18 protein-coding genes are annotated in these 24,883 nt (G+C 41.8%); 7 read left to right on the top strand and 11 right to left on the bottom strand.

The window, feature by feature from the left end:
- Positions 1–22: 22 nt before the first annotated feature.
- The 3 genes from AC5FX4_RS21125 to AC5FX4_RS21115 form a co-directional block, all read right to left on the bottom strand.
- On the bottom strand, positions 23–472 hold the full coding sequence (locus AC5FX4_RS21125) for a hypothetical protein (protein ID WP_493608390.1): 450 nt from the start codon (positions 470–472) through the stop codon (positions 23–25).
- Between the two features lie 197 nt (positions 473–669).
- Entirely contained in the window at positions 670–4,863 is a 4,194-nt protein-coding gene (locus AC5FX4_RS21120) for a hypothetical protein (RefSeq protein ID WP_493608389.1), read from the bottom strand.
- 20 nt (positions 4,864–4,883) lie between these two features.
- The gene (locus AC5FX4_RS21115) at positions 4,884–7,022 is read right to left on the bottom strand and encodes a hypothetical protein (RefSeq protein ID WP_493608388.1); all 2,139 of its coding nucleotides are present in this window, start codon (positions 7,020–7,022) and stop codon (positions 4,884–4,886) included.
- A 560-nt stretch (positions 7,023–7,582) separates the two neighbouring features.
- Here AC5FX4_RS21115 and AC5FX4_RS21110 point away from each other — a divergent pair.
- Complete coding sequence (locus tag AC5FX4_RS21110; protein ID WP_493608387.1) at positions 7,583–8,221, top strand: DUF6058 family natural product biosynthesis protein; 639 nt, start codon at positions 7,583–7,585, stop codon at positions 8,219–8,221.
- A 73-nt stretch (positions 8,222–8,294) separates the two neighbouring features.
- Here AC5FX4_RS21110 and AC5FX4_RS21105 read toward each other — a convergent pair whose 3' ends face one another.
- A complete protein-coding gene (locus AC5FX4_RS21105) occupies positions 8,295–8,810 on the bottom strand; it encodes a flavodoxin family protein (RefSeq protein ID WP_493608386.1) in 516 nt (171 codons plus the stop codon).
- 170 nt (positions 8,811–8,980) lie between these two features.
- Between AC5FX4_RS21105 and AC5FX4_RS21100 the strand changes: the two genes are divergently transcribed.
- Together AC5FX4_RS21100 and ltaE are read left to right on the top strand one after the other, a co-directional pair.
- Entirely contained in the window at positions 8,981–9,859 is an 879-nt protein-coding gene (locus AC5FX4_RS21100; RefSeq protein ID WP_493608385.1) for a LysR family transcriptional regulator, read from the top strand.
- A 100-nt stretch (positions 9,860–9,959) separates the two neighbouring features.
- Positions 9,960–10,976, top strand: a complete 1,017-nt coding sequence (gene ltaE / locus AC5FX4_RS21095) for a low-specificity L-threonine aldolase (protein WP_493608384.1) — start codon at positions 9,960–9,962, stop codon at positions 10,974–10,976.
- Positions 10,977–11,036: 60 nt separating this feature from the next.
- On the opposite strand, the gene AC5FX4_RS21090 is transcribed toward ltaE, so the two are convergent.
- The 4 genes from AC5FX4_RS21090 to AC5FX4_RS21075 form a co-directional block, all read right to left on the bottom strand.
- Positions 11,037–11,822, bottom strand: coding sequence for a hypothetical protein (locus AC5FX4_RS21090; RefSeq protein WP_493608383.1), 786 nt, complete (start codon positions 11,820–11,822; stop codon positions 11,037–11,039).
- Positions 11,823–12,051: 229 nt separating this feature from the next.
- The gene (locus AC5FX4_RS21085; RefSeq protein ID WP_493608382.1) at positions 12,052–12,372 is read right to left on the bottom strand and encodes a hypothetical protein; all 321 of its coding nucleotides are present in this window, start codon (positions 12,370–12,372) and stop codon (positions 12,052–12,054) included.
- Positions 12,373–12,700: 328 nt separating this feature from the next.
- Positions 12,701–14,728 (bottom strand): tetratricopeptide repeat protein, encoded by a 2,028-nt coding sequence (locus AC5FX4_RS21080; protein ID WP_493608381.1) that lies wholly within the window; start codon positions 14,726–14,728, stop codon positions 12,701–12,703.
- Between the two features lie 82 nt (positions 14,729–14,810).
- Complete coding sequence (locus AC5FX4_RS21075) at positions 14,811–14,975, bottom strand: hypothetical protein (protein ID WP_493608380.1); 165 nt, start codon at positions 14,973–14,975, stop codon at positions 14,811–14,813.
- A gap of 759 nt (positions 14,976–15,734) precedes the next feature.
- On the opposite strand from AC5FX4_RS21075, the gene AC5FX4_RS21070 reads away from it, so the two are divergent.
- Positions 15,735–16,832: an ISAs1 family transposase gene (locus AC5FX4_RS21070; RefSeq protein WP_493608379.1), complete on the top strand. Its 1,098-nt coding sequence runs from the start codon at positions 15,735–15,737 to the stop codon at positions 16,830–16,832.
- Positions 16,833–17,201: 369 nt separating this feature from the next.
- Here AC5FX4_RS21070 and AC5FX4_RS21065 read toward each other — a convergent pair whose 3' ends face one another.
- Complete coding sequence (locus AC5FX4_RS21065) at positions 17,202–17,768, bottom strand: hypothetical protein (RefSeq protein WP_493608378.1); 567 nt, start codon at positions 17,766–17,768, stop codon at positions 17,202–17,204.
- Between the two features lie 552 nt (positions 17,769–18,320).
- Here AC5FX4_RS21065 and AC5FX4_RS21060 point away from each other — a divergent pair.
- Positions 18,321–19,523 (top strand): IS256 family transposase, encoded by a 1,203-nt coding sequence (locus tag AC5FX4_RS21060; protein ID WP_493605020.1) that lies wholly within the window; start codon positions 18,321–18,323, stop codon positions 19,521–19,523.
- 6 nt (positions 19,524–19,529) lie between these two features.
- Here AC5FX4_RS21060 and AC5FX4_RS21055 read toward each other — a convergent pair whose 3' ends face one another.
- The gene (locus AC5FX4_RS21055; protein ID WP_493608377.1) at positions 19,530–19,706 is read right to left on the bottom strand and encodes a hypothetical protein; all 177 of its coding nucleotides are present in this window, start codon (positions 19,704–19,706) and stop codon (positions 19,530–19,532) included.
- A 577-nt stretch (positions 19,707–20,283) separates the two neighbouring features.
- Entirely contained in the window at positions 20,284–21,177 is an 894-nt protein-coding gene (locus AC5FX4_RS21050) for a LysR family transcriptional regulator (protein ID WP_493608376.1), read from the bottom strand.
- Between the two features lie 151 nt (positions 21,178–21,328).
- On the opposite strand from AC5FX4_RS21050, the gene hutH reads away from it, so the two are divergent.
- Together hutH and hutU are read left to right on the top strand one after the other, a co-directional pair.
- Entirely contained in the window at positions 21,329–22,822 is a 1,494-nt protein-coding gene (gene hutH / locus AC5FX4_RS21045) for a histidine ammonia-lyase (RefSeq protein WP_493608375.1), read from the top strand.
- Positions 22,823–22,834: 12 nt separating this feature from the next.
- Positions 22,835–24,835, top strand: a complete 2,001-nt coding sequence (gene hutU, locus AC5FX4_RS21040) for a urocanate hydratase (RefSeq protein ID WP_493608374.1) — start codon at positions 22,835–22,837, stop codon at positions 24,833–24,835.
- The last annotated feature ends 48 nt before the right edge of the window (positions 24,836–24,883 follow it).

Genomic DNA, 24,883 nt, shown 5'->3' with positions numbered 1-24,883 from the left:
TATCTCGCTATAGGTTACTTAATTACGCGGCGCTGACATACTCAAGCAGCGTCTGCGCTTCGGCAATACCCATTTCGTTAATAATTTTAGGGTTTTGTGTGTCCCATACAATTAAAGAAACAGTTTTAACTTTGATAGGCCAGTCAGCTGTTAGATTGGCAGCGTGAAGCTTAAGTGCAACTGCATATTCTTTGCTTGGCTGTGCCGTCGGTGACTCTTTGACAGAGCTGTAAAAAATCTCCTGTAATGAAAGGCTAAGATCAGAACCAATTGATCCTGGTAAAACAATATCATTGACACCGATAAAGCTACCTAATTCACTGGTTACTTCATCCAGTGTTAGTTGCGGGGCTGGTAACGCTTGGGGTTTACCATATACCACCATCGTTTCCTTGGTATCTTCCTTTTTATATACTGCGTCTACATTACATTTTAGCATTTCTGCTTGAGCTAATACTTGTACGTTAGCCATAGTTATTTCTCCACAAATAATTAATATCTAAATAAAGTTTGAGTTAAATATGTTGAAGTTGAGGTAAATAGGTTTAGATCACGTTAAATTAAGCATTAACACCTCCTTATGATTAAATAAACTGAGAAACGAAAAGTGAAAAGCCGAATATATTGATTTAATGAGTGAGTTTTCGAGTGCACAGATTGAAGCGGTGACTAATTGTTATCCGATGAGGCTTTTCTCAATTTTTGCCAGCCTTCAATCAGTGACTGTGGTGAGTTAAAATGCAAATCTGGATTAACAGAATTGATGCCAACAGCGTAAAGATCCAGCACGTGTTCGACCATGCCTTCTAATCCCTTAAAATCAGAGGAAAAATGAATCTCAGATTTATCATCAACTTTTAATTCTCTATCATCTTTATTCATGACTTGTGCTGAAGAGGCTGATTCATTTATTGATTTCAGCCATTTAACTTGACTCGATAATAAATAATTCCATAAATCAGCTACTTTTTGGTGGGTTTCACTTGGAGCGAGGTCTAAGAAGGCAGTAATAAAGGTTTGCTTTGAGATCCTGGCCTGCGGAAAAACCTCTAACCATTGCTCTGTTTCTTCTGATTTACGCTCAACCCAAGACCAAGCGTGGTCTTTTACGGGTCTCAGCGGCATCTCATATTGCCCTTGTGCTGTTAAAACTGGCGCATGGAGAAAACTGACCTCTAAATTTTCTAGTGCTTCTCGGTAACACTCCTCGGGTATACGTATTTCTTTATTAGGCAATACGCCCACCGTTGCATGAAGACTGCCTTGTACATCCATGAGTAAAGTCATCATTTGCGCGGAGTCAGAGAGGCTCTGATAAAAGTTAATTTCCTCATCAGCGTGCGTTTTTATGTGCGGATCTGGTCGATGATCTGGCACTTGCTCGTTACTTTGAGGGGAATAAAATACTGGATAATGCGCGTTGTCTACATCTCCGTCGCGACTTAGTTGCTCTGACTCGAAGTGGATAACATCTGTGTAGTCTGTGTCTTCAAGCCAATATCCCACTAGTCCATCATTGAGTTGCCCGCTTTCTCCCATCCTCACAGGAAAGTTTACTTTGTCGAACCCATCTGAAGTTCTGCGCTGTTTGCCTATATCTCTTCTAAAGGTATTCCAGTCTTGATTGATCGCAGGCTGACTCGCTAGTTCTAAATTTAGCGAGGCGCGCACAACAGCAATGGGTCTGCCGATCAAAACGGCTGCTCCTTGAACGGCTGTATGTTTTTCTGCATGTATATTGTCTAATGCATCGAGCAAGGTGTTATTGAAATGAGTTAGGAAGTCATGTCCTGAGCTGTTATCGATGTCTTGCTCAAGGGCATCGGCTATAAACTTGGCAACTCTGCGTAAGTGCGAATTGCTTATGTCTGTCCAGTTTTTTGCTGCATCACTATCGATCGCTTGTCGCCAACTACCAGCTTTAAAATAACCAAGTGCGTGACCTTCAGCGTTATAAAACATCAGGCTCTGGTCATGTTTGTTGACTAGAAGCCAGCCACACACAGGGGTATTGTGCGTGGTATTTTGTAGCGGTTTTTTATCGTGTGATGCATCAAGCCAATTCAAATTTAGTCTGGCAGGTTGTGCAAGTCTTGGCGGTAGCTTTATTAAATGTTTACTTCCTGGTGAAGTCATTTTATAGCTACTTAAGACCCGTTCACAGTTTAAATCTTTTACTTGGCCGAAACTATCTACTAATCGCAGCTGCAGTAACTTCAAGCAGCCTGTACGAATAGGGTTAAAAACATTTAATGGGCTGGGAGCCATTGTCAGGCTGTCTGAGATGGCATTTGATACTTGCAAGTCGCTGAATTGTCTGTATTGCTCGAACCCACAAGGATCTTCAACGGGCAATTCTAATGTGTTTTTGTGCATTTGTAGCGCTTGATTAAACCCACCCAAAGACTGGGCTAAGATGGGGGTATCCAGAATATAATTGTAGGCAGACAGCAGTGTATACACAGGATCTGAATACGGTTGGTGCTCATTTATCAAGTAACTTTCTTTGTACCAAGCTTTGATTTTGGCGTGATTTACTTGTAAATATGCGCTATCTGTCAGATCAGATGTAATATCATTATCTCTTTGATATTCATAAACTAAACGTCTTTTTGTGATTAGGTTGTATTCAATATCTGATTTTACCGAGCTATTGGCATGTGCAGTCAATAAGCTGGTTCCTGAATAGATATGACCAATTCGAGCGAGCTTTCCTTTATTTTTTTTCAAAGATAGATCAGGGTCATTTACTCTAGCTTGATAGTTATCTGTAATAAAGCCAGTAGAGTAGAGCCCTTTGTTCTGATGAAGGTTGCTGTTACTTAGGGTTGGGTAAAGCTCTACCTGCCACTCTAAAGCCAGTGGATTCCATGGCTGAGATTGCCAAATCTTTAAATGAGAGTCTGAATTATTCATACATTCGTGGACTTTATTGCTAAGCAAATTGAAATCTCGCTCTGCCACAAAGGGTTTATCATTTGAACTAGTGAAGATTTGACACTCAAGCATCCCATCCTGCCCATGTCGTTTACCTTGTTTAACGCTATCACCATCCATTAGAATTACGGGATCATTGGGTTCCCAAAACCTATGGACTGTGATTTTCTCAAGCCGATAACGTACACCAGCTATTTTTTGCTGTAGCTTGCTACGGATAAAAGTGAGTTTTTGACTCAACTTGACGGCGACTGAGTTTGTGGGGGAGTCTGGCGTAACTGTGTTGTCTGCATTTAAAGTACCTACATAGTTTCGCTTTTGTTTAATGCACGGCATCGCGCTGGATTCTAAATAAAACTTAAGTAGGTCGGCATCAGGATGGTAATCGATTGATTCATCACCAGGATAGCAGCTGACAATATATTTGTACCAATCTGCAAACAGCTGCTTCCTTAGATTTTCTAGTTCCCTCCAGCTTTTGTCATACTCATACTGTAAGGCATTAAGCTCGTTGAGGTTTTGGTTTATCTCATTAAGTTCCGCTTCAGATATCTCTCTTACTGACGGGGAGGCTTCATTTGTAGTGCTTTGCTCTGTTTTGAGCTGCCACTCATATCCACCAGAAGAAGGTTTAAAACCTAGTTCATGGCGCAGCTCTCTAAATCTGGCCATAACGTCGAGCTTTTTTTCTTCCAAACGGAAATTTAGCTGCGCTGCTTCGAGTTGATCTTCAAGTGTTTTCAATGATTCGCTACTGTTACTGCCGCTCTCGAGTAAAGCGTGAGCGACTCTGGCAGATAAGGCTTCTGTTTCTGTATTGGCGATACATAGGCTGACTTCCTTCTTATCGTCTTGGTCTGATGTATCTTTTGGATTGAATTCAAGGCCACCAAAGCACAGCAAATGCGTGGGGTTATCGGGCGACTTGTTTTCCCAGTTAAATTTACTTTTTATTGTTTCGTTTACTTCTTCTGGTGCGGTATTCTTAATCGCTTTATACAGTTCGTCGCTATGCGGGTCGCTATACCAACCGGTAACTTCATATCTAGTATTGCTTAAATCTGCATTTGGGCTTTGATCATGAAAACCAAAAACACTAAAGCAATTTGGATAAAATGCTGCAAAAGTCGGCTCACCATATCCTATGCTGGTTAACGACGGATAGTACTCTGCCTTATCAAATGTTTCTTGCCATGAAGACAGGGGCATTTTTCTCCCCATATAACGATAAGGTTGATTAGACCTGGACTGTGAGTCTATCGGTTGGCGAAGTACTGCAAAGAAACTTTCTACATCACTTTGCTCGTGGTGTGCTAGTTCCTGATTAATTTGCTCAAAAGAAACAGGTTTGAGCCTAAGTGAGCCTTGATTTACATCGTCAAATAGTGTGTTTAATAAGGAGCTGTCTGACTGAATTGATTGAGGAAAACTAGAAACTGAATATTCAAACTGTTTGTATTTAAAAGTTCTTGAGTTGTTATCAAAACACCAGTAATTACTATCGTATGGAATGCTTACGGCAGAGCTCACTTTATCAATACCAGGTGGATATAAATAGTCGCTTTCAACCACCCATTGTTTCTCTATTTCCCAGTTTTGTGTGATTGATGAACTTTTTTTTCGGCGCGTAATAAGCCAGCGGTTGGGAACTTCGGGAAATTTTAGCCCTTGCTCGCCTCGGGTGAGCGCATCTGGCAATGCCCAGTGTAAATGTACGCCTTTACCTAGTACTAGGCGTTTATTTTGAAACGCCTTGGAAGTTATATATTCACTTATGTTGGGTGAATCACTATTAAAACCCTGACTTAAAGCAGGCTCATAGTGTGACTGGCGATGAAAATCAGCCGCTTGCTGAACGACAGTTTCTGATTGACTCTCAATCACGAGCGCATCCAACTGAACTGGCACCATTAAATAGTTTTTCATGATGTTTCCTAAATTTTAGGTTAAGAATTGTCTTGAGAATGAATTATGAAGCGGCCTTTAGATTGGCCTTCCAGCATATACATGCCAAAGTGGCCTGAATGAAACTTATTGTCCTGTGAAGGGGTATCATCACTAATAAAGGTGGTTACGGCTTTGAAGATAGCCTGAAATGTTTGATTTAAATTATCGATGTCTATAATGGGGGTTGGCTGTTCGGGTGATTGATTTTTCACCGGTATGGCAAATTTACTTCCATCGCGATTGGGGATGTAAGAGATGGGGGAACCATCAGGCATAGAAAAAGCTAAATCACTAGCGGCGATCGCGTTTGCGAGTTCTTCAAGTGTTTTATCGACCGTCAAATTTGGGTTGGCTTTTAGTACAGAGTTATAGATAAAGTCTGTCCTACAGTCCTTTTCTAACACTCTTTGCTCGTTATTGATTGATACATCCAGCCCAAAATGCAACCCCTCAGGTTTAAGATAAAGTTCCGCGGTTAACAATTTTCCTTCATATAGACATAGTAGGGAATCTGGGCCTAATATTCGTTTTTTTACAAACGGCATTTTACTTTGTTCTTGTTCTTGCGTTAATGGAAGTTCACCTCCAATCAACTCCGGATAGGCATTACATAGCAAATCAGGGTAGTCGGCGACTAGTTGTGAGCGAACAATAAATCCAGATATTTCTTTATTTACTAAGTGGGTAATAAAGTGAGTGATCTCATTATAATCCTCTAAATTGGGAGTGGTATTTTCACTCACGCGGTGCAGATCCCCTCCTATACTAAACGCTCCGTAAAGTAGACACTCCAACCAGTGCTGGTCCAGTTTGAAAAAACGCACGGACTCCTTGGGCAACATTGCTTCGTTGGGTACTAAATAATTAAATGGCACACCTTCCATCACGGAAAGCTCATGTAACCATGACTTAATGTGTTCTTCTAGTGCTTTTAAATGAGCTTTATCATGGTGCTCATCGCTACCAAAACTCTCTTCAAATACCGTTAGTTTTTTTGAGGAGTCAAACTCAAAGTTTTGATGAATGTGCTCATTTTCATGGTGTTTCCATTGATAAAGTGCAGATGAAAAATGCACGTCATCTAATGCCAGTGCTCTTCCAAGCTGAAATGCGGCAGAATATGACATGTCAAACATGCCTGTATTGTCAATATAGCGGGTGAGCCCATCTGAAAAGTCAGGCAGGTCGCTTAAGGTTTTAAACTCTGTTGGGGTATCTGTTGGATGCAGAGGGCCGCGAAACCATGAAAAGGTGGTATCTGCCTGCCTTAGTTTATGGGGAAGAACGCAGTAGCCCCGTAGGATAAGTTTATTGACTAAATCAATGGCCGTTTGATTTTCATTTTCTAAATTGTGTTCTATTTCTGGCTGCGATAACGTTGATACATCCAGTTGTTCAACTAAGCTTTCGAAGTCTACTTTGTTGTGTTCAAAACACGTAAATTGCCAGCTTTTTAAGCTCGTAAGTTCAATAAAGTCACTGTCACTTTTACCCATGAAATTAAATTCTTGGTTTGAATCACAATAGCGGTCTTCCACGGACACCAAGTGAACATGCGTATTTGAGCCGGGCTTAGGTAAGCGGTTTGCAACAACAATGGCCATTTCAGTTTCAGGGTCTGAGCTTGGACTATTTTGCTTTAATCGAACGTGTGATTGCAGCTGAAGTTCTTTACCTGACGGGATCAACTCTTTTAATAAGGAGCATTGTACATCAAGAAGAACCGTTGATTTATTTACATCACTGCCAGCTGAGTCTGCTTCGTTGACTGTTCTTATTACAACTTTGTTGGTATCCAGTTCTTCTTGGTCAAAAACTAATAGGGTGACCCAGGGCTCAAAAGCCTCGTTACCAAACGCAGAAAGTTCCCAAGGGTAGCTGCTTCGTGTTATTGCAATATGGGGCAAACAGTCGTTATATCGGCCTAGGCGCCCTGGAGGTGGGTACATTCGATATATCAGTGTTTCATTGAGCGAATAACGCTCACTCTGAACTTGAAATTTTAATTCAAATTCATTTTTCTCAGAGCTGTCGTTAATGCCAGCTTGTATACTGGACGCAACATTTAAAACATAATTACCAGCCTCCAGTGGTGGCTTGCGATATCTTAAAAACTTGATTTCTGGTGAATCAACCATGTTATGCACACCTTAGGTATAATATTCAGGTTATTGAAAGTAAAACCGATTAAGAGTTGATAGTGTAAGGAAGTAAATTGGGATTTGCTTTTAGGCAAGCTCCGCCACATCAGTTACATATAAACTGATTAACTATTTACCCTTGTAGTCAATAAACGCTCAGGAAACTGATTTGTGAAATTTTTGTAACTAAATTGTTTTATTATGAGGTGTCGGCACCTATAAAAAGCACCTTGCATGCAGGTTTTTTGGTAATAAAGCGCGATTTACGGCGTTGAAGGAATGAACAAACTGGTAGTGGCATTTATGATTGAATGTATAAACTATTAACGGAAGCACGAAGTACTTCACAACATAACTGGTTTAGAAAAGCTGCTTTTAAAGTGTCTGAATGATATCAATCACCCAGAGCGAGCACCAAAACGTCAATACTGATAGTCGACTAAATAGTCTTTTAGGCGGGCATGATTCTAATTATGAACCACTGTGGTATTATACAGTGCTTTATAATGTGTCGCGCTTAGAATATAGCGCGAGCCAGATTAAGGAAGATATTTGTAATGCAGCTTGTTAACTATTTAAACGATTCATTTTTAACTTTACCTCAACTGCTTAGTAATACCCACGTGAGTGAATCACAACTCAGACAGTACCAAACGCAAGGGGTAATGCCTCAGGCTTCCTATCGATTGAAATTAACTGTGAATTGCGAGTCGTTTTTTGGTCTTCATGAGCAAAATGACGAAATTGAATATTATGCAAAAGGTTACACATATTGGCTCGGAATATTGCAGTCGATACCAGCAACGGAATGTGCTTTTGAGTTGTTTGCAGCGCGTTATACGCAAAAAATCGAAGAATTAAAACAACAAGGATACCGCTGTGAAGATCCTAAACTTAATGAAGGATTAAAAGCACATATTGAGTCAGAGTGGTCACATTTTTTGTCTGGAACCTATGGCCTTTGTACCCGCACTGGTTTACCTGAGGACATTGCCACAAAGGAATTTGCGATTGCTCAGATCAATGAACTCACCGTAGTCGATCAGCTTGATGACGCACAAATTCAAACACTGAAAAGTGCCGTTGACTTATTGGATAGCGCTAGCTCGCAATTTGCACCCCACGAGCGTCAACGCAGTTCTCGTTATCGTTTGATTGATGAAGTAAGGCGGCAGTATAAGCTTGAGCAATGTTAATGGCCACAGAGTGATTTAGTTGTGCTTTACTCGCGTTTAAATCGAGAGTGTAAAGCACGGCCATGCTTACATACTACACTCGAAGCGATTTGACGAAGAGCTCTAGTTCATGCTGATTGTAAGCAAACCCTTCCCGGCAGTTAGCATGCAATAACCCAGCATTATCTATATCAAAATAACTGAATAGCTTTGCAAAAAAACCTTCGAGTATCGGGCACATTAGAGGTTGTGTAGATGTGCTGATCACAAACCCTCGCTTGTTTTTTAAGCCTTTACCAATGAGCTTAACTTGTGGGTTTTCGGTCAATTCAGTCATGCGGTCGATAAGGCGTTTCATGTTTGAAGTGACACTGTGCCAGTAATTTGGGGACGCGAAAATGATATTTTGTGCCCACTCAAGTGCATCGGCAATGGCGTAAAAGTCGTCGTGGGGGTAGTCATTCGCGTAGTTATAATCTTGATAGGTAAGCTTATCGAGCTCAATGACTTTTACTTTGTCCGCATCAAGCTGCGTTTGAACCTGCTGCATCAGTTTATAGGTATTACCTTGTTGGTTGGCACTTGAAAATAAAATAACACTGTTTTGCATATTGTACTCCTTTGAATATGCAGCAAGGTTAAAATCTCAAGTAAGGTTTAAGTAAAGTGCTTTTTGATTGTGGGTAAAAATTAATAGGTACAAACTTTAATTCTATTCACCGAATCAAAGAGGTATGTTTTACTTGTCGGTAGATGTTAAAAGTAGGAACTCAGGTTCAAATGCTCAGAATTACATTAGAACAGTGGCGTATGTTTCGCATGGTGGCAGAGCACGGTGGCTTCAATCAAGCAGCGGAAAAAATTCATAAAAGCCAATCAAGTATCCATAATGCGGTGAGTAAAATAGAACAGTCGCTCGGTGTAAAAGTGTTTTACGTCGAAGGCAGAAAAACCAAATTAACGGCATCTGGAGAAATGTTGTTAAGGCGAGCCAACTATTTACTAGACGAGGCAAAAAAGGTTGAAGCGATTGGACAGACTTTATCCGCAGGTGTTGAAACCTCTTTACGAATTGCGGTCGATGAAGTTTTTCCACATGCCATTTTGTATCAAGCATTAGAAGCAACCTCTTTGGAATATCCTTTGCTGAGAATTGAGTTGCTAGAGTCAATTTTAACGGGCGCACAGGAACTTATAGAAAATGACCGTGCTGATATTGCCATTTCTCCGATTAATTTAGCCGATGGATTTAATGAACAGCTATGTCAAATTGAATTTATACCGGTCTCGAGTCCTGATCATCCATTACAAAAATTAAATAGAGAACTAACGCTTGAGGATATTAAAGCATTTAGACAAATTGTGATCCGAGATTCGGCACATAGTAAAAATACTGATTCAGGCTGGCTTGGAGCCAACCAGCGTTGGACCGTCAGTCACTTACAAACGTCTATTGATATGATCACTAACCAGTTAGGCTTTGCGTGGTTACCCACAAGCTCGATAGAAACACATTTAGACGCTGGAAAGCTCAAAAAATTGCCACTTAATAGAGATACCACGCGCACTTCTCCTTTGTATTTGGTGTATAAAGATGACGATCGCTTGGGTCCGGCTGCGCAAGTTTTTATCGACGCATTGCGGTCGTTATGTGTTTAGAGCCATAACAGTGGCTAGTGCGACTCTCAAGATGTAATTTATAAATAGTAAGCAAACGAGACGCTTACAATTCGATTGAATAAGAAAGGAAGTAAATCCAATGATAGATTTTCGCTCAGATACAGTGACCCAGCCATGCCAAGAAATGCGCTTGCTAATGAGTAATGCCGCAGTTGGTGATGACGTCTATGGTGATGATCCAACGGTAAATGAGCTTGAGCAATGGGCTGCAAAACGTCATGGATTTGAAGCCAGTTTATTTGTTAGTTCAGGTACACAGGCAAACTTGCTGGGTATTTTAAGCCACTGTGAAAGGGGTGATGAGTACCTGTGTGGGCAAAGTGCACATAACTATCGTTACGAGGCCGGAGGTGCTGCGGTACTCGGCTCGGTTCAACCTCAACCTATTGAAAATGAAGCCGATGGTTCATTGTGTTTTAAAAAACTCGCAGCTGCGATTAAACCAGATGATAGTCATTTTGCGCGAACAAAATTACTGAGCTTAGAAAATACCATCGGCGGTAAGGTGCTCAGCTTACAGTACCTAGCACAAGCCAGAAAATTTACCCAAGAAAACAACTTAGCATTACATCTAGATGGTGCTCGTGTATACAACGCGGCCGTTGCGCTCAATGTTGATATTACAGAGATCAGTAAACACTTTGATTCAATGACAATTTGTTTATCTAAAGGGTTGGGCGCACCAGTCGGATCTTTGTTGTTAGGTGATGAAACATTCATTAAAAAAGCGCGTAGGCTGCGCAAAATGCTGGGCGGTGGCATGCGTCAAGCGGGCATTTTAGCAGCAGCGGGACTCTATGCTTTAACCCATAATGTCAGTCGATTAACGGAAGATCATGACAACGCGCAGTATTTAGCGCATCAACTTAATAAGTTACCGGGTTTTAGCTGCGACAATTATCCCGTTCACACCAATATTGTGATGGTGGATATCGAGTCGCATGTTGATATCAAAGGCATAAGTGAGCAGTTAAAAGCGCAAGGCATTGTGATCACGCCTGGTTATCAAGGAATGCGTTTTGTTACCCATAAAGATGTGACAAGACAAGATATTGATACCTTACTTACAGCACTGAACACGTACTTGCTCGCCTAAATCAAAAAATAAAGCGCAGTAGTTGGCCTAGTGCGCTTTGCTACCCTTTCGTTAAAGCAATTATTTGTAAAGGTGGGTCAATTCACTCGGCACTTTGGTAGAAATGCTGGCAACGCGCTCTGTAGTTGTATCGATACCAACAAATGTGGTGGTGTCGTTGCCCGGTACACATAGCGTTGACGTCATTGGGCCTGTGCTGCTATTGATTTGAGGGAAGTGCACACGCGTGATATTAGTAGAATGCGTGTTATGCACAGCTAGGTTCATACAGCCGGCAAGCATTGGAAACTTGATGCCGTTTTGTTTTGTATAAGTTTGCAGATTTGCAATTTTTGAACCTAGGTTATTGGCATTTTCGGTAGTTTGCATACTGGCACGACCGTGATTACTCACTTGCAATGAGGAACGTCCGTAAACAACTAAGTCTGCTGAAGGCGCTGCATTACCCAAAAAGTAAAAATGTACGTTACTTGATGGGATCAAAATAGTTGATTCCGTTTCTTTGTAATCAATGTTGATCCAACTAGAAACCTGTTGGATTGACTTGGTCATAAAAGCACGGCCCCAGTGGATATTAGCCAGCGTAACCGCAGGCGTCATATTTTTGATAGTACAAGATGACTCGTTGTACAACATAATGCATCGGCCGCCATTACTCTGATATTCGTAATCAAGCACGACTTCAAAGGTGTGTGCTGCTTGACCTGAATCAGGCATAGGCACTGAATGAGTGACGCCATCAGTGGTTGCCGCAAGCTTAAAGGTAATATCTTGTGCTGCATTAGCGCTAAAACCTGTAGATGCGAGCGCAAACGCTAACCCCGTTAGAATTGTTTTTGTTTTCATAACTTTTCCTTAGTTAGTTTGTTAAGTGAGATCGATGTAGCGATCCGACGCTCACAGTACCACATGGTAATGCGGTGTATATGAAAAAATTCATAGGGATATGAAATTAATTAAAATGTGTGAGAGGGGATGACGCAGTAACTAGGAAAATTGGCTTACGAATAATGGCTATGAGTAGCTTTATATTTAGATGAGTTATATGCCGAGCATTAACTCGGCACGTTAATAATTACTGCTCGATATAACAGATAACCGCCGCTTGTTGTGGGTTATCCTGTGTATCTTCGATTAGGTAAGACGCCTTTTTAGAGTTTTGACATAAACACATGTCGTAATGACTGATCATATATGCATTACCTACCGCATCTTCATCGGTTTTTTGAATGCTACACGTTGGCTCACGCCAGATTGGGTCCCAGCCGCTTTGACCGATAGCAACGATTTTAATGTTTTTAGGTGCAGTTGCAGCAACGTTTGCTTGCTCAAGATCTACGTTAGCGGTTGCGTTTAAAGCGGTACATGCCAGTAAAGTCGCGAATAACTTTTTCATTTTTCTTCCTTAAGTGAAATGAGTAGTGATAGAGTTTAAACTCTAATCGGTCGCTATTGTAAAGCTGAAATTGCATAATTCAAGTATGAATATATTAATAATTTGATAAATTACTGTGTTGTAACTATTTGATATTTCGTCTTTTTAGAATTGTTTGTGGGGTTTTTATCTCGTTATGTTGTGATAATGTAAGCCACCTTATTGCTAAACATTGTTTGCAGTTATGCAAGTGAAAAGCATCCACATCATCTATGCCAATATGTGCGTGGTCGTTGCCACAAGCATGTTAGCGAAGTGCCATGGAGTAGCACTTATCGTTAATAGACCATTATTGATGGTGTAATATTTTAGGAATGCGAATAATAAAATGTGCACCTTCAGCGTCTTCTACACATTCTATTCTTCCTTCTAATATATGCACGACCGAGTTGTAGATGATATTCAGCCCTAGGCCAAGGTTACCTTCACCCATACGGGTTGTATAAAAAGGATCAAATATGATTTTGCGCTTGTCTTTGTCAATGCCTTCGCCATTATCGACGTAGTGGATAAGAACATGCTGTGTATCATCTTCTTCCACTTTAATAGTGACATGAGGTTCGTCAGTGTCTGCAAACCCATGTTTGACCGAATTTTCAACTAACTGGGTAATGACCTTGAGTAATACAGGGGCGTAAGAAGTGATCTCAAATGTGTTACCGCAAATTTCAAATTGAACGGGTAACGCCAATGTAGGAGTTAGAGTTTTGATATTCTCTTTTAAAAATATTACGGGTGAAAAGGTGGTTAACTCTGTCATTTGTAGTTTGGCAGACATCATTTTAAAACGCTGGATCATATCTGCGGTTTTTTCACTATTTTTTTGGCTTAGTTTAAGCAGCTCGGTAGACTCGTTAATAAACATCCCTAATTGATCGGGGGTTAATGTACGTTCAGTAAACCGCGCAGCGAGCTTTTCGACTAATGACTGGAGCGTTGAGTCGGCGGTGATCACTAAGCCCAGTGGAGTATTGAGCTGATGCGCCATACCCGAAACAAGCGTTGTCATTGCACGCATTTTTTCTGACTCAACCAGTTTTTCTTGGGTGCTTTGTAGCTCATCAAGCAGTATTTGCAATTGACGTTTGCGTTTATTGAGCCGAAACATAAAAACCCAAGTGAGCACAATAATAAGTGAAGCACTTAAGAGTATAACCCAAGCTTGGCGACGCTCTGATTCAGCCATAGCAAGAGTGACTTGATGTGCTTGCTCTAGCTGTTCGAGCTCCATCTCTTTAGTGCGTAACTTAGTTTGCGAGACCATGTAGGCAAGCCCAATAGAGGCTTGCTTGTCAGCAAATTTTTTGGCAATCGCACTATATTGATCTAACGCTTCTAATGCGCCGTGTAAGTCGCCCGTTTTTCTTTTTAACTGACTTTTTAACATCAAAGCTTCTTGTAAAGTTGAGAACTGTTGATGCTGCTTACCTAGCAGTACAACTTCTTCAAGCATTTTAACGGCGTCATTATCTCGGGCTTGCTCTGAATAGGACTTTGCCAGCTCTAGTTTGGGCTTGAGGGTTTTTGAATGGGCATTTTGCACTTGCCAATTATCGATAGCCTGTTTGAGGTGTTGCTCTGCTTTTTCATACAGTTTTTTTGTAGAATAAACGCGGCCAAGATTATACAGCGACCACGATTCATGATACTTGTAGTTGTTTTTTTGCCTGATCTCTAAGGCTTTTTCGTGTAGCGCTAGCGCTTTGTCTATATCCCCTTTTAAAAAGGCCACTTCCCCTAAGTTATTCAGTCCTGTGCCTTGCTGCGAAGTTAAGTTTTCTTTCACCGCTGAGTCGTAAAAGCGTTGAAAGTAATGCTCAGCTTCATCGAGTAAGCCCAATTTTAAATACACATGACCAATGTTGTTCTCTGTTTGATAAATAAACTCCGGACGGCCCAGTAATGGTGCTTCTTGATACGCTTTTAAGTTATATTCAAGTGCCAGTTCGTACAGCTGCGCATTAGAAAAGGCACTGGCAGAAATACTAAAGTAGCTGTACAAAATCCCCGGCTCATCAATATCTCTAGCTAATAGCCTTGCTTGCGCCAGCGTGCTCATGGCCTCTTCAATGCGATCAGCATTGATTTGATACCAAGACTTTAAATAGAGTAATCGGATAGTTTGGGATTCCGCCAACTCGGCTTGATGCTCAGCCAGCGCTTTATCAACTTTGCTAATACCTTCAACAGGTGATTGACCCGCTGCGCGACTGATCTGTGAACGTAATTGACTAAAGGTTTCGTCAGGTAATTTGGCAAGTGTATACAAGGGTAACAACAAACTAAAAACAACAAAAAATAAGCAATGTAACTTCATGCAAATACAGCTTTTGCGACTACAAGAGTATTAAGTCTAGTCAATGTTACCGTGTTTACGAGTTGTACCTACGACTTATTGCTTAGTTGTTCCATTGTTCACGACGCTCGGAAAAATACTTGAGGGTTTGACGGATGGGGTAGATTGAGAGGGCAGTGGCTTCAATCATATTACTGGACCAAGCGCCTGCAACATAGAAAGGTATAAGTACATGGAAGTCATAGTAGCCTCTCGCGATTAACTCCATCAACAAAAGTGCCATATAAACAAAAGCCGCATACATGCATACTCTAGCGGTAATCGAAAATAAGCACCCCTTAATTCTATGGATTAGATAGAATGTTAATAGCAAAGTGAACTTGTAGATTATCATCCCAGTATAAAACACCTTTATATGTGTTATCTTATCGAACTTTAGTGAGAGTAGATGTCTTTCTACCTCAGTTCCCATCAAGTGAAAAGCAGTAAATAAAAAAGCAGTGATAAAGCATGAGTGCAATTCATGTAACTGAAGGGAGTTAAGAAAACGATGTCGGGCAGTGAATAGCGCCCATCGATGTTTGGGAAGTTGCGTAACCAAAAACCACAAAAGAACTAGCAAAAAGTAACAGTTGAGTATCCAGCCTAATTTATAGAATAGTTCATTCATAATATATTCAATTAAGAGCTCTTTCGCGGCGTTCGGCAAAGTACTTTAAAGTTTGACGAATGGGGTAGATGGAAAGTGCTGAGATGGCAAATAAGTTGCAAAACCAGCCTCCAAGCACGTATAAAATACTTAACTTGTGATAATCAAAGTAGCCCCGAGCCACTAACTGCATAAAATGAAGAAGGATTATAACGAAGGTTATATACATGCAAATGCGTGATGTTAACGAAAACATACAACCTTTTAAACGGTGGACGGTAAATAACCACGGCGGGATCGCACTTTGTAAAAAGGCTTTAACACCCGCCTCTTTTCTGATCTAATAACGCCCACATTGTCACTATCTACTTGTTAATTATGTCGTTATTTAGCCACCTTGAACTTGTTGAAGATAAGCGTTCTTCTATCAATCAACATCATGATCTTACTGATGTTTTGTTTCTTATCATCTCGGCGGTTTTATCCGGTTGTGAGGGCTGGAAAGATATTGAAGTGTTCGGGCACAGTAAACTCCCTTGGCTCAGACAGTTCAGAGCCTTTAAACACGGTATTCCAACGCGACATAGCATTGCACGAATTCTTAAAACAGTGGAGACTGATTCATTGGTTTTGGCCTTGTTCAGTTGGGTCAACGAGCAACGGTCTCAATCTGATAAGCCAATCATTGCGTTTGATGGTAAAACCTTGCGCGGTGCCAGTAAAAAACGTGAGGATAACTTACACTTGGTGTCCGCCTTTGATTGTGAGTCCGGCCTAACCTTATACCAGCGCACGGTTGAGAATAAATCCAATGAAATTCCCGCAGTCAGAGTACTATTGGATGTACTAGATATTTCAGATTCAATCGTCACATTGGATGCGTTGCATTGTCAAAAAGCGATGCTATCAAAACTTACCTCACGAGGGGCTGATTATCTGGTTCAGGTTAAAGCAAACCAGAAAACACTCTATAAAGCAGTCACTTCGTGTTTTGAAACTGCCTTTGCCCAAGAGGAGAATTTACCTGAAGATGTACAAGTCAGCAGTGGTCATGGGCGTCAGGAAACGCGCATCACTTATGCACTGAAAGCAGATAAACTGCCTGAAGAGATAAAAGCAAAATGGCCTGGACTCACTTCACTGGTTGCGGTTGAAAGACACAACAAGTCCGGCTCAACAACAAAAATAGATACGCACTTTTATGTTACTTCTGTCGAGCCAGATGCGCAGATGTTGCAAAAAGCCATCCGCCATCATTGGCACATCGAGAACCAACAGCACTGGGTGTTGGACGTGGTGTTTAAAGAAGATGCCTGTCAGATAAGTGAGCCGATTTCTGCGGAAAATATGGCGCTATTCAGACGGGTTGTTCGCAATCTGGTAAAACAGCACACAGGCCGTAAAGATTCGATACGTGGTAAATGCGTTCGGGCTAGTTTTGACGATGAATTTAGGGCAGAGCTTATCTTCGGTTAATGGTTGTTAACGAAGTATGCTCTCACCCTGGGTAAATAACAAAGTTAAGAAGGTAAACTTTTGTATTATCAGGCCAGTATAAAACACTCTGATTCGAGTTGTTAGATCATAGTCGAGTTTAACCAAGTACATTTCTACTTCACCATCTAAGATACAAAAAATGCTATACGTGATAATTGTAATAAAGCATGAATGTAGTTCGTGTAGACTTAGTGAGTGAAGTTGGCTTTTGCGTGCGAAAAAAAGAGATGATTTATAATAGGGAAATTGCATGAGCAAGTACCATACAACTAACAACAAGCAGTAGCTTCTAGCAATCCATCCTAATTGGTATAACAGCTCATTCATAATGACTATCAATCCATATATTTAATTGAGTGCTCTTTCTCGGCGTTCGGAAAAGTACTTTAAGGTTTGCCGAATGGGGTAGATAGAGACTGCTATGGTTTCTGCGATATTGCAAAACCACGTTCCTATTTGGTAAATGGGGCTAAGTTGGTGGTAATCCAAATAGCCTCGTGCGATTAATTGCATAAGCATAAGTGCAACAAAAATCAGAGACATATACATACAAACTCGCGCTGTTCTCGAAAAAAAGCACTCTTTTAATCGATGTAATAAGTACAGGGTTAGTATGAGTGTGAATTTAAATACCATGGTGCCAACATAAAACACTTTAATACGACCAATCTGCTCAAATTTAAGCGAAAGCAGGTATGCTTCGGTCTCAGCGCCAAAAGCGCGGAATACAGTAAATACAAAAACAGTAATAAAGCATGAGTGCAATTCGTGTAACTGAAGTGAGTTAAGAGAACGATGTCGGGCTGTGAATAGTGTCCATCGATGTTTGGGAAGTTGAGTAACCAAAAACCACAGAAGAACTAGCAAAAAGTAACAGTTGAGTATCCAGCCGAATTTATATAAAAGTTCATTCATGATGTTCATTCCTATAAACGCATGGAATTTATTCTAATTTACATAGATGTTTGTTCGGAACCGTTACTGATTTGGTTTGGATGCTGATGCTCGTTTTTCTTTAAAATAGGTTTTCATTGCCAGAAGTGGGTATTTGGCTAGGGCACTGACAGCGATTAACTTACATAGCCACATGCCTAGGGCATATACCATATTGAGGTCGTGATAATCATATACACTTCTTACTACTAGTTGCATAAAAGCCAGAAGCATCACGATGATAGTTGCATAGGTGCACGTCCGAGCTGTGGGAGAAAATGAACAACCTCGAATCAAATGGAGACAAAATAGGGTTAATATAAAAGCAAGTTGAATGATGAGTATACTGGTGTAAAACAGCTCTATAAGTGGTGCTCTTTCCATATCTAACGATAAAAGATACATTTCAGCTTCGGTACCAATCGTGTTAAAGGTCAAGTAGCTAAATGCGGTTAAAAAGCATGAATGAAGTTCGTGAGGTAGTGTTTAGAAATCTGTGTCATTTCAGTATCATTAAGAAAACAGGAATGACACATGACCAAAGACTTCGATTTAGAACAAGCCATTAAAGCCCTTCAGTCAGGGCAAGATCTGACAGGCAAAGATGGCTTCTTAACCCCTCTTATCAAACAGATCACCGAAGCTGCCTTAAAAGCAGAGCTGGAACAGCACCTTGTAGATGACGAGCAGCCTAACCGTAAAAATGGTTCTAGTAAGAAAACCGTTAAGTCTTCAGTGGGCACTTTCGAACTGGATACCCCGCGTGACCGTGCAGGCTCATTTGAGCCAAAGCTAGTTAAGAAAAACCAGACTAAGTTAACTGATGAGATCGACCGCAAGATCTTATCCATGTTTTCGCTTGGCATGAGCTATCGTGATATCCGCGGCCATGTTGAAGATATGTATGGTATTGACGTTTCTGAGGCTACCATCACAGGCGTTACCGACTGTTTGATACCCGAATTGAAAGAATGGCAGCAACGACCATTAGATGCGCTCTATCCGTTCGTCTGGCTTGATGCTATCCACTACAAAATTAAGGAAGATGGCCGCTATGTCAGCAAAGCGGTGTACACTATCTTAGGCTTAAACGTCGAAGGCAAGAAGGAGCTGCTTGGTCTGTATCTATCCGAGTCAGAAGGCGCGAACTACTGGCTATCTGTACTAACGGATCTGCATAACCGTGGCGTTGAAGATATCCTGATAGCCTGCGTGGATGGCCTGACAGGCTTCCCTGAAGCTATTGCAACTATTTACCCAAATACAGAAGTTCAGCAATGCGTTATTCATCAGATCCGCAACTCTATGAAGTACGTCGCTTCCAAACATCAAAAGGAGTTCATGGCTGATCTAAAACCAGTTTACCGCGCTGTGAGCAAAGAAGCAGCAGAGATGGAACTTGAGCGTTTAGAGTCCAAATGGGGTCAACATTACCCGATAGTGCTCCGTTCTTGGCGAAACAAGTGGGCAAACCTGTCCGTTTATTTTAAGTATCCAGAGTACGTTCGCAAGGCCATCTATACCACGAACGCTATTGAGGCTGTACATCGCCAGTTCCGTAAACTGACCAAGACGAAAGGTGGCTTCCCAAACGAAAACAGCTTGCTTAAGCTACTGTATGCTGGGATATTGAATGCTTCTAAGAAATGGACAATGCCAATTCAAAACTGGAATATGACATTGTCTCAACTGGCGATTCATTTTGATGGGCGCTTGGATGATGTCTTAGATATCTAGCCAAAATTAGCTGACACAGAATTCTGAACGCCCTCGTTCGTGATGCTGGATAGTTGATAGATCCTTTTTTACTCCAAAGAATAACTTCCATCGCATTTTTGAAAACTTAATTAACCAAAAAGCAACAACAAAGAGTTCTACCGCTATTAGGAGCCAGCTTAATTCATAAATAAATTCATTCATACCTATTCCTTTAATGTGTTTATCCTATCCCATACAGGAATATAGAGTCGTTTGATAGAAATTGACTGCGGCCATTTGTGGGGGTTGATTACTTCCACTAGTGCCACCACCTACCTGCCGAGATTGCTCCTTTGACAGCGACTTTAATTTCTTTGCTTTTAGATTTAATTTAATTGAGGTTTTCATAATCCAGTCCTTATTTATTGATATACATCCCTCACCTCAAGAGGTGAATGTTAACCTTGAGTACACAAAATAGCAACAAGCTTAATGTTAACTCCCACGTATTAGGTTGGTTTGTATGAATTTATTTATACGCATATACCTGCCTGTGCTCAATAGTAAGCGGCAGTCAAAGTTATGTTACTGTGCCGAGATTAGTTCAACAAATAAAATATTTAATACGTTGGTCGCACGGTAATGCTGACGTTGCGGGTTTGGATGTTTAATAACAAGCAATAGTGGTGATTAACATTTCTATATAGATTTTTGATTTTCAGCCTTATTTTTATCCTGAACAGACTCCATAGCTACCTAATTCTAATGGGTTAAAGGAGGGGTTAAAAACCCATACAAATTAACGGTGGCAACGTTTTATTTCTTTAATCAGTGCATTAGCCAGCGGTGAAGCTGCGTTGTTTTTTGACGAAATCAGCATCACTGGAATTTGATAATGGTATTTTTCTGGAAAAATAGGCTTAAACAGGCCCTTTTCAACCCAAAAGTTGGCGTAGTGTTCGGGTAAGTAACCAATAAATTGCCCAGAGAGAATTAAATGGGCAATGCCTTCGTCGTGATACGCTGTGGCGCTATTTTGGTAGTTTAGGCCATCGTTACGGGTTTCTTTGTCGCGTAGGTAGTTACTGGTGATCACTTCAGCGCTGTGCAGTTGCTTGCTGACTTCAGAGGTTGGGCAATCAAACAAAGGGTGGCTTTGAGCACAGTATAAAAAGTTGGTTTCGTTATACAGTGGGATGTATTCAAGCCCACGTAAATGATGGCGGCTGACACCTAAGCCAACCAAAGAGCGACCATTCACTACTGACGTTTCAACTTCTTTTGCCTCACATACATTAATATCAAATTGAATTTGGCTACTTTGTGCTTTGAGTGCCGCAATGGCTTGCGATATGCCGCAACGTGGGTCGTTGACCATGGTATCGATGACAGAAATGGTGGCGCGACCTGACAGCGCGTTTTTAGAACTTGCCACCGTAGTTGCAAATGCTTCGCATTGTTGTAGCAGCTCTAATGAGGCTTGGTAGGTCACATGACCAGGCTCGGTGAGCTCAAAACCGCTGCGCCCGCGTTTGCACAATTTTACCCCAAGGCGTACTTCAAGGTCCGATAAATGCGAACTTATGGTGGAGCGGCCAATGTTTAAACGCGACTCAGCGGCAGATAAACCACCGCATTCCACAATGGCTACAAATATTCTCAGTAACCGTAAATCAACGTCTTGAACTTGCATAACACGACTCTGTTAATGGTCAAACTTTTAGTTCGACAAAATCGGAATGAATTACGATTATTATGCATTTATAAAACATCTTGCACAAGTTAGCATGAGCCCATAATAGCGATAACAAGCATCGCAACAAGATGATATTTGGGAGAATAATATGACATTTAGATATGGTGTTGACCGTCTAAATTTAGATATCGTAAACGGTATTGCTGGTGGCAGTATTAAAGCAGAGCTTTGCCAGCAAGCACTTGATAAAATTAATCAAAGCCGTCGCAATGTCGATAAAATGGCTGCCTCGGATAAAGCCGTATACGGCATTAATACCGGCTTTGGCCCACTGTGCGATACACAAATTTCACCTGAAGAAACCCATTTATTACAAAAGAACTTGCTGATAACTCACGCGGTAGGTGTGGGTGAGCCAATTGCCAAACCGATTTCAAAGCTTATGCTGATCACTAAGGTGCATGCCTTAAGCCAAGGCTTTTCAGGCATTCGCTTAGAAGTGGTTGAGCGTATGCTAAAGTTCATTGAACTTGACTTAATTCCGGTTGTGCCAGAGCAAGGCTCGGTTGGTGCATCGGGTGATTTAGCGCCACTTTCACACTTGTTCTTACCATTACTTGGCGAAGGCGAATTTTGGCAAAACGGGCAAATCATCCCTGCGGCGCAAGCACTAAAAGAGCATGGTTTAGAGCCGTTAGAACTACATGCCAAAGAGGGCTTAGCGCTTATCAACGGCACGCAGTTTATTTTATCTCACGCCATCACCGCGCTAACCAAAATGCGCTATTTGCTTGATTTGGCAGATCTTGCTGGTGCCATGAGCATTGAAGGCATGCAAGGTAGCCAATCACCATTTAGAGAAGAACTACACCAAATTCGTGCATTTGAAGGCAATATTGAAGTTGCAGCGCGTATGCGTCGTTTCTTTAAAGACTCGCAAAACATGGCGGCGCACACAGATTGTGACCGCGTACAAGACCCATACTCATTACGCTGTATTCCACAGGTGCATGGTGCATCTCGTAATGCGTACAACCACCTTAAAGAGCTAGCCGAAATCGAGATGAACTCGGTCACCGACAACCCAATTGTGATCAGTGAAGAAGAAGCCATCTCAGGCGGTAGCTTCCACGGTCAGCCTTTGGCAATGGTGTTAGATTATGCGTCAATCGCAGCCGCGGAGCTTGGTAACATTTCTGATAGACGTTGCTACTTGCTGCTTGAAGGCTTACACGGTTTACCGCGTTTATTAACCACATCGGGTGGTTTGAACTCGGGCATGATGATCCCACAGTACACCACAGCTGCATTGGTGACTGAAAACAAATCACTGTGCTTCCCGCCATCAGCCGACAGTGTGCCAACTTCAATGGGTCAAGAAGATCACGTGTCTATGGGCAGTATCTCAGGTCGTAAATTAAATCAAATTTTAGGTAATCTTGAGAAAATCTTCGCTATTGAATTGATGTACGCAGCGCAAGCGATTGAATTTAGACGCCCGAATACGTGCTCAGAGTTAATTGAAGAAAACTTTAAAGTGATCCGTGCAAAGGTTGCCAAACTAGAAGAAGACAGATTATTAAAACCTGATATTGATGCCATGATTGCATTGGTTAGATCTCAAGCATTTACAGTGAATTAAGGGAGCGTTGTGATGAATTTTCAAGAACAAATTAAACAAGGGATCCCAAGCGTTTTGCCTGCGCCAAAGCCATATCCGGCTGATGCTAACCGAGCGCCAAAGCGTAAAGACATTTTAACGGCTGACGAAAAGCAATTAGCCGTTCGTAATGCGCTGCGTTATTTTCCAAAAGAATGGCACCAAGAGTTAGCGGCTGAATTTGCCCAAGAGCTGAAAGATTTTGGCCGTATTTACATGTATCGTTTTAAGCCGAACTACGAGTTAAAAGCGCGTTCAATTTCTGATTACCCTGCTAAGTGTGAGCAAGCCGCCGCAATCATGTTGATGATCGATAACAACTTAGATCCAGCAGTTGCGCAGCACCCTGAAGAGCTGATCACCTACGGTGGTAACGGTGCGGTATTCCAAAACTGGGCGCAGTACTTGTTGGCAATGAAGTACCTAAGCGAAATGGAAGAAGACCAAACGCTACATATGTACTCGGGCCACCCTATGGGCTTGTTCCCATCATCAAAAGATGCGCCACGTGTCGTTGTGACCAACGGCATGATGATCCCGAATTATTCAAAACCAGATGATTGGGAGCGCTTTAACGCACTGGGCGTAACACAATACGGCCAAATGACAGCAGGCTCGTTCATGTACATTGGCCCGCAGGGTATTGTACACGGCACAACCATTACGGTGATGAACGCATTCCGTAAAGTGTTAAACAAAGGCGAAAGCCCGCAAGGTAAGATCTTCCTAACCGCAGGTCTTGGCGGCATGAGCGGCGCGCAGCCTAAAGCGGGTAACATTGCGAACTGTATTACGGTGTGTGCGGAAGTGAACCCGAAAGCCGCGACCAAGCGTCATCAACAAGGTTGGGTGGATGAGCTAATCGACAACATGGATGCGCTTATTGCACGAGTGAAACAAGCGCAAACGAACGAAGAAGTGGTGTCGATTGCTTACATCGGTAACGTGGTTGACGTGTGGGAAGCATTCTATGAGCAAGAGATTTTTGTTCACTTAGGTTCAGACCAAACATCGCTTCATAACCCTTGGTCAGGCGGTTACTACCCGGTTGATATTAGCTATGAAGAGTCAAACCGTTTAATTCGTGAAGAGCCCGAGCTATTCAAAGAAAAAGTACAGGCAACGCTGAAGCGTCATGCGGATGCGGTGAACAAACACACTGCCAAAGGCACGTACTTCTTTGACTATGGTAACGCATTTTTACTTGAAGCATCACGCGCTGGTGGCGACGTGATGGCAGAAAACGGTATCGACTTTAAATACCCGTCATACGTGCAGGATATTCTTGGCCCTATGTGTTTTGACTATGGCTTTGGCCCATTCCGCTGGGTATGTACGTCGGGTAAACCGGAAGATTTAGATAAAACCGATGCGATTGCCGCTGAAGTGCTGAATAAGATCATGGCCGAGTCGCCAGAGGAAATTCAGCAACAGATGCAAGACAACATCACTTGGATCAAAGACGCCAAACAAAACAAGCTAGTCGTAGGCTCGCAAGCGCGTATTTTATACGCCGATGCGCAAGGCCGTGCTGAAATCGCCAAAGCTTTTAATGATGCAATCGCGCGCGGCGAAATTGGTCCTGTGGTGCTTGGTCGTGATCACCACGATGTAAGTGGCACGGATTCACCATTTCGTGAAACATCAAACATCTACGACGGCAGCCGTTTTACAGCCGATATGGCCATTCACAACGTGATTGGTGATAGCTTCCGTGGTGCAACTTGGGTGTCTATCCACAATGGTGGCGGTGTAGGTTGGGGCGAAGTGATCAATGGTGGTTTTGGTATGCTACTTGATGGTTCACCAGAAGCGGAAGGTCGCTTGAAATCAATGCTATTGTTTGATGTAAACAACGGTATCGCTCGCCGCAGCTGGGCACGTAATGAAGAAGCCAACTTTGCTATCAAACGCGAAATGGCCAGAACGCCTAAGCTGAAAGTGACGTTAGCCAATAACGTAGATGATGAGATTTTAAATAACTTGTCGTTTTAAGTGGTGAATTGAGCTGCGTCGATCGGCGCAGCTCAGTGTTTTAATTAC

The sequence above is a fragment of the Pseudoalteromonas sp. ATL1 genome, assembly GCF_058933015.1.
The sequence above is the reverse complement of the archived record's forward strand: the minus strand, read 5'-3'. Positions and strand labels throughout refer to the sequence as shown.

What these genes read in the sequence shown, in the direction of transcription:
- AC5FX4_RS21075 (WP_493608380.1), bottom strand. Translation starts at nt 14,975, where the DNA reads ATGGAGTTAATCGCGAGAGGCTACTATGACTTCCATGTACTTATACCT.
- AC5FX4_RS21125 (WP_493608390.1), bottom strand. Translation starts at nt 472, where the DNA reads ATGGCTAACGTACAAGTATTAGCTCAAGCAGAAATGCTAAAATGTAAT.
- ltaE (WP_493608384.1), top strand. Translation starts at nt 9,960, where the DNA reads ATGATAGATTTTCGCTCAGATACAGTGACCCAGCCATGCCAAGAAATG.
- AC5FX4_RS21115 (WP_493608388.1), bottom strand. Translation starts at nt 7,022, where the DNA reads ATGGTTGATTCACCAGAAATCAAGTTTTTAAGATATCGCAAGCCACCA.
- AC5FX4_RS21090 (WP_493608383.1), bottom strand. Translation starts at nt 11,822, where the DNA reads ATGAAAACAAAAACAATTCTAACGGGGTTAGCGTTTGCGCTCGCATCT.
- AC5FX4_RS21085 (WP_493608382.1), bottom strand. Translation starts at nt 12,372, where the DNA reads ATGAAAAAGTTATTCGCGACTTTACTGGCATGTACCGCTTTAAACGCA.
- hutU (WP_493608374.1), top strand. Translation starts at nt 22,835, where the DNA reads ATGAATTTTCAAGAACAAATTAAACAAGGGATCCCAAGCGTTTTGCCT.
- hutH (WP_493608375.1), top strand. Translation starts at nt 21,329, where the DNA reads ATGACATTTAGATATGGTGTTGACCGTCTAAATTTAGATATCGTAAAC.
- AC5FX4_RS21080 (WP_493608381.1), bottom strand. Translation starts at nt 14,728, where the DNA reads ATGAAGTTACATTGCTTATTTTTTGTTGTTTTTAGTTTGTTGTTACCC.
- AC5FX4_RS21100 (WP_493608385.1), top strand. Translation starts at nt 8,981, where the DNA reads ATGCTCAGAATTACATTAGAACAGTGGCGTATGTTTCGCATGGTGGCA.
- AC5FX4_RS21070 (WP_493608379.1), top strand. Translation starts at nt 15,735, where the DNA reads ATGTCGTTATTTAGCCACCTTGAACTTGTTGAAGATAAGCGTTCTTCT.
- AC5FX4_RS21110 (WP_493608387.1), top strand. Translation starts at nt 7,583, where the DNA reads ATGCAGCTTGTTAACTATTTAAACGATTCATTTTTAACTTTACCTCAA.
- AC5FX4_RS21065 (WP_493608378.1), bottom strand. Translation starts at nt 17,768, where the DNA reads ATGAATGAACTTTTATATAAATTCGGCTGGATACTCAACTGTTACTTT.
- AC5FX4_RS21055 (WP_493608377.1), bottom strand. Translation starts at nt 19,706, where the DNA reads ATGAATGAATTTATTTATGAATTAAGCTGGCTCCTAATAGCGGTAGAA.
- AC5FX4_RS21060 (WP_493605020.1), top strand. Translation starts at nt 18,321, where the DNA reads ATGACCAAAGACTTCGATTTAGAACAAGCCATTAAAGCCCTTCAGTCA.
- AC5FX4_RS21050 (WP_493608376.1), bottom strand. Translation starts at nt 21,177, where the DNA reads ATGCAAGTTCAAGACGTTGATTTACGGTTACTGAGAATATTTGTAGCC.
- AC5FX4_RS21105 (WP_493608386.1), bottom strand. Translation starts at nt 8,810, where the DNA reads ATGCAAAACAGTGTTATTTTATTTTCAAGTGCCAACCAACAAGGTAAT.
- AC5FX4_RS21120 (WP_493608389.1), bottom strand. Translation starts at nt 4,863, where the DNA reads ATGAAAAACTATTTAATGGTGCCAGTTCAGTTGGATGCGCTCGTGATT.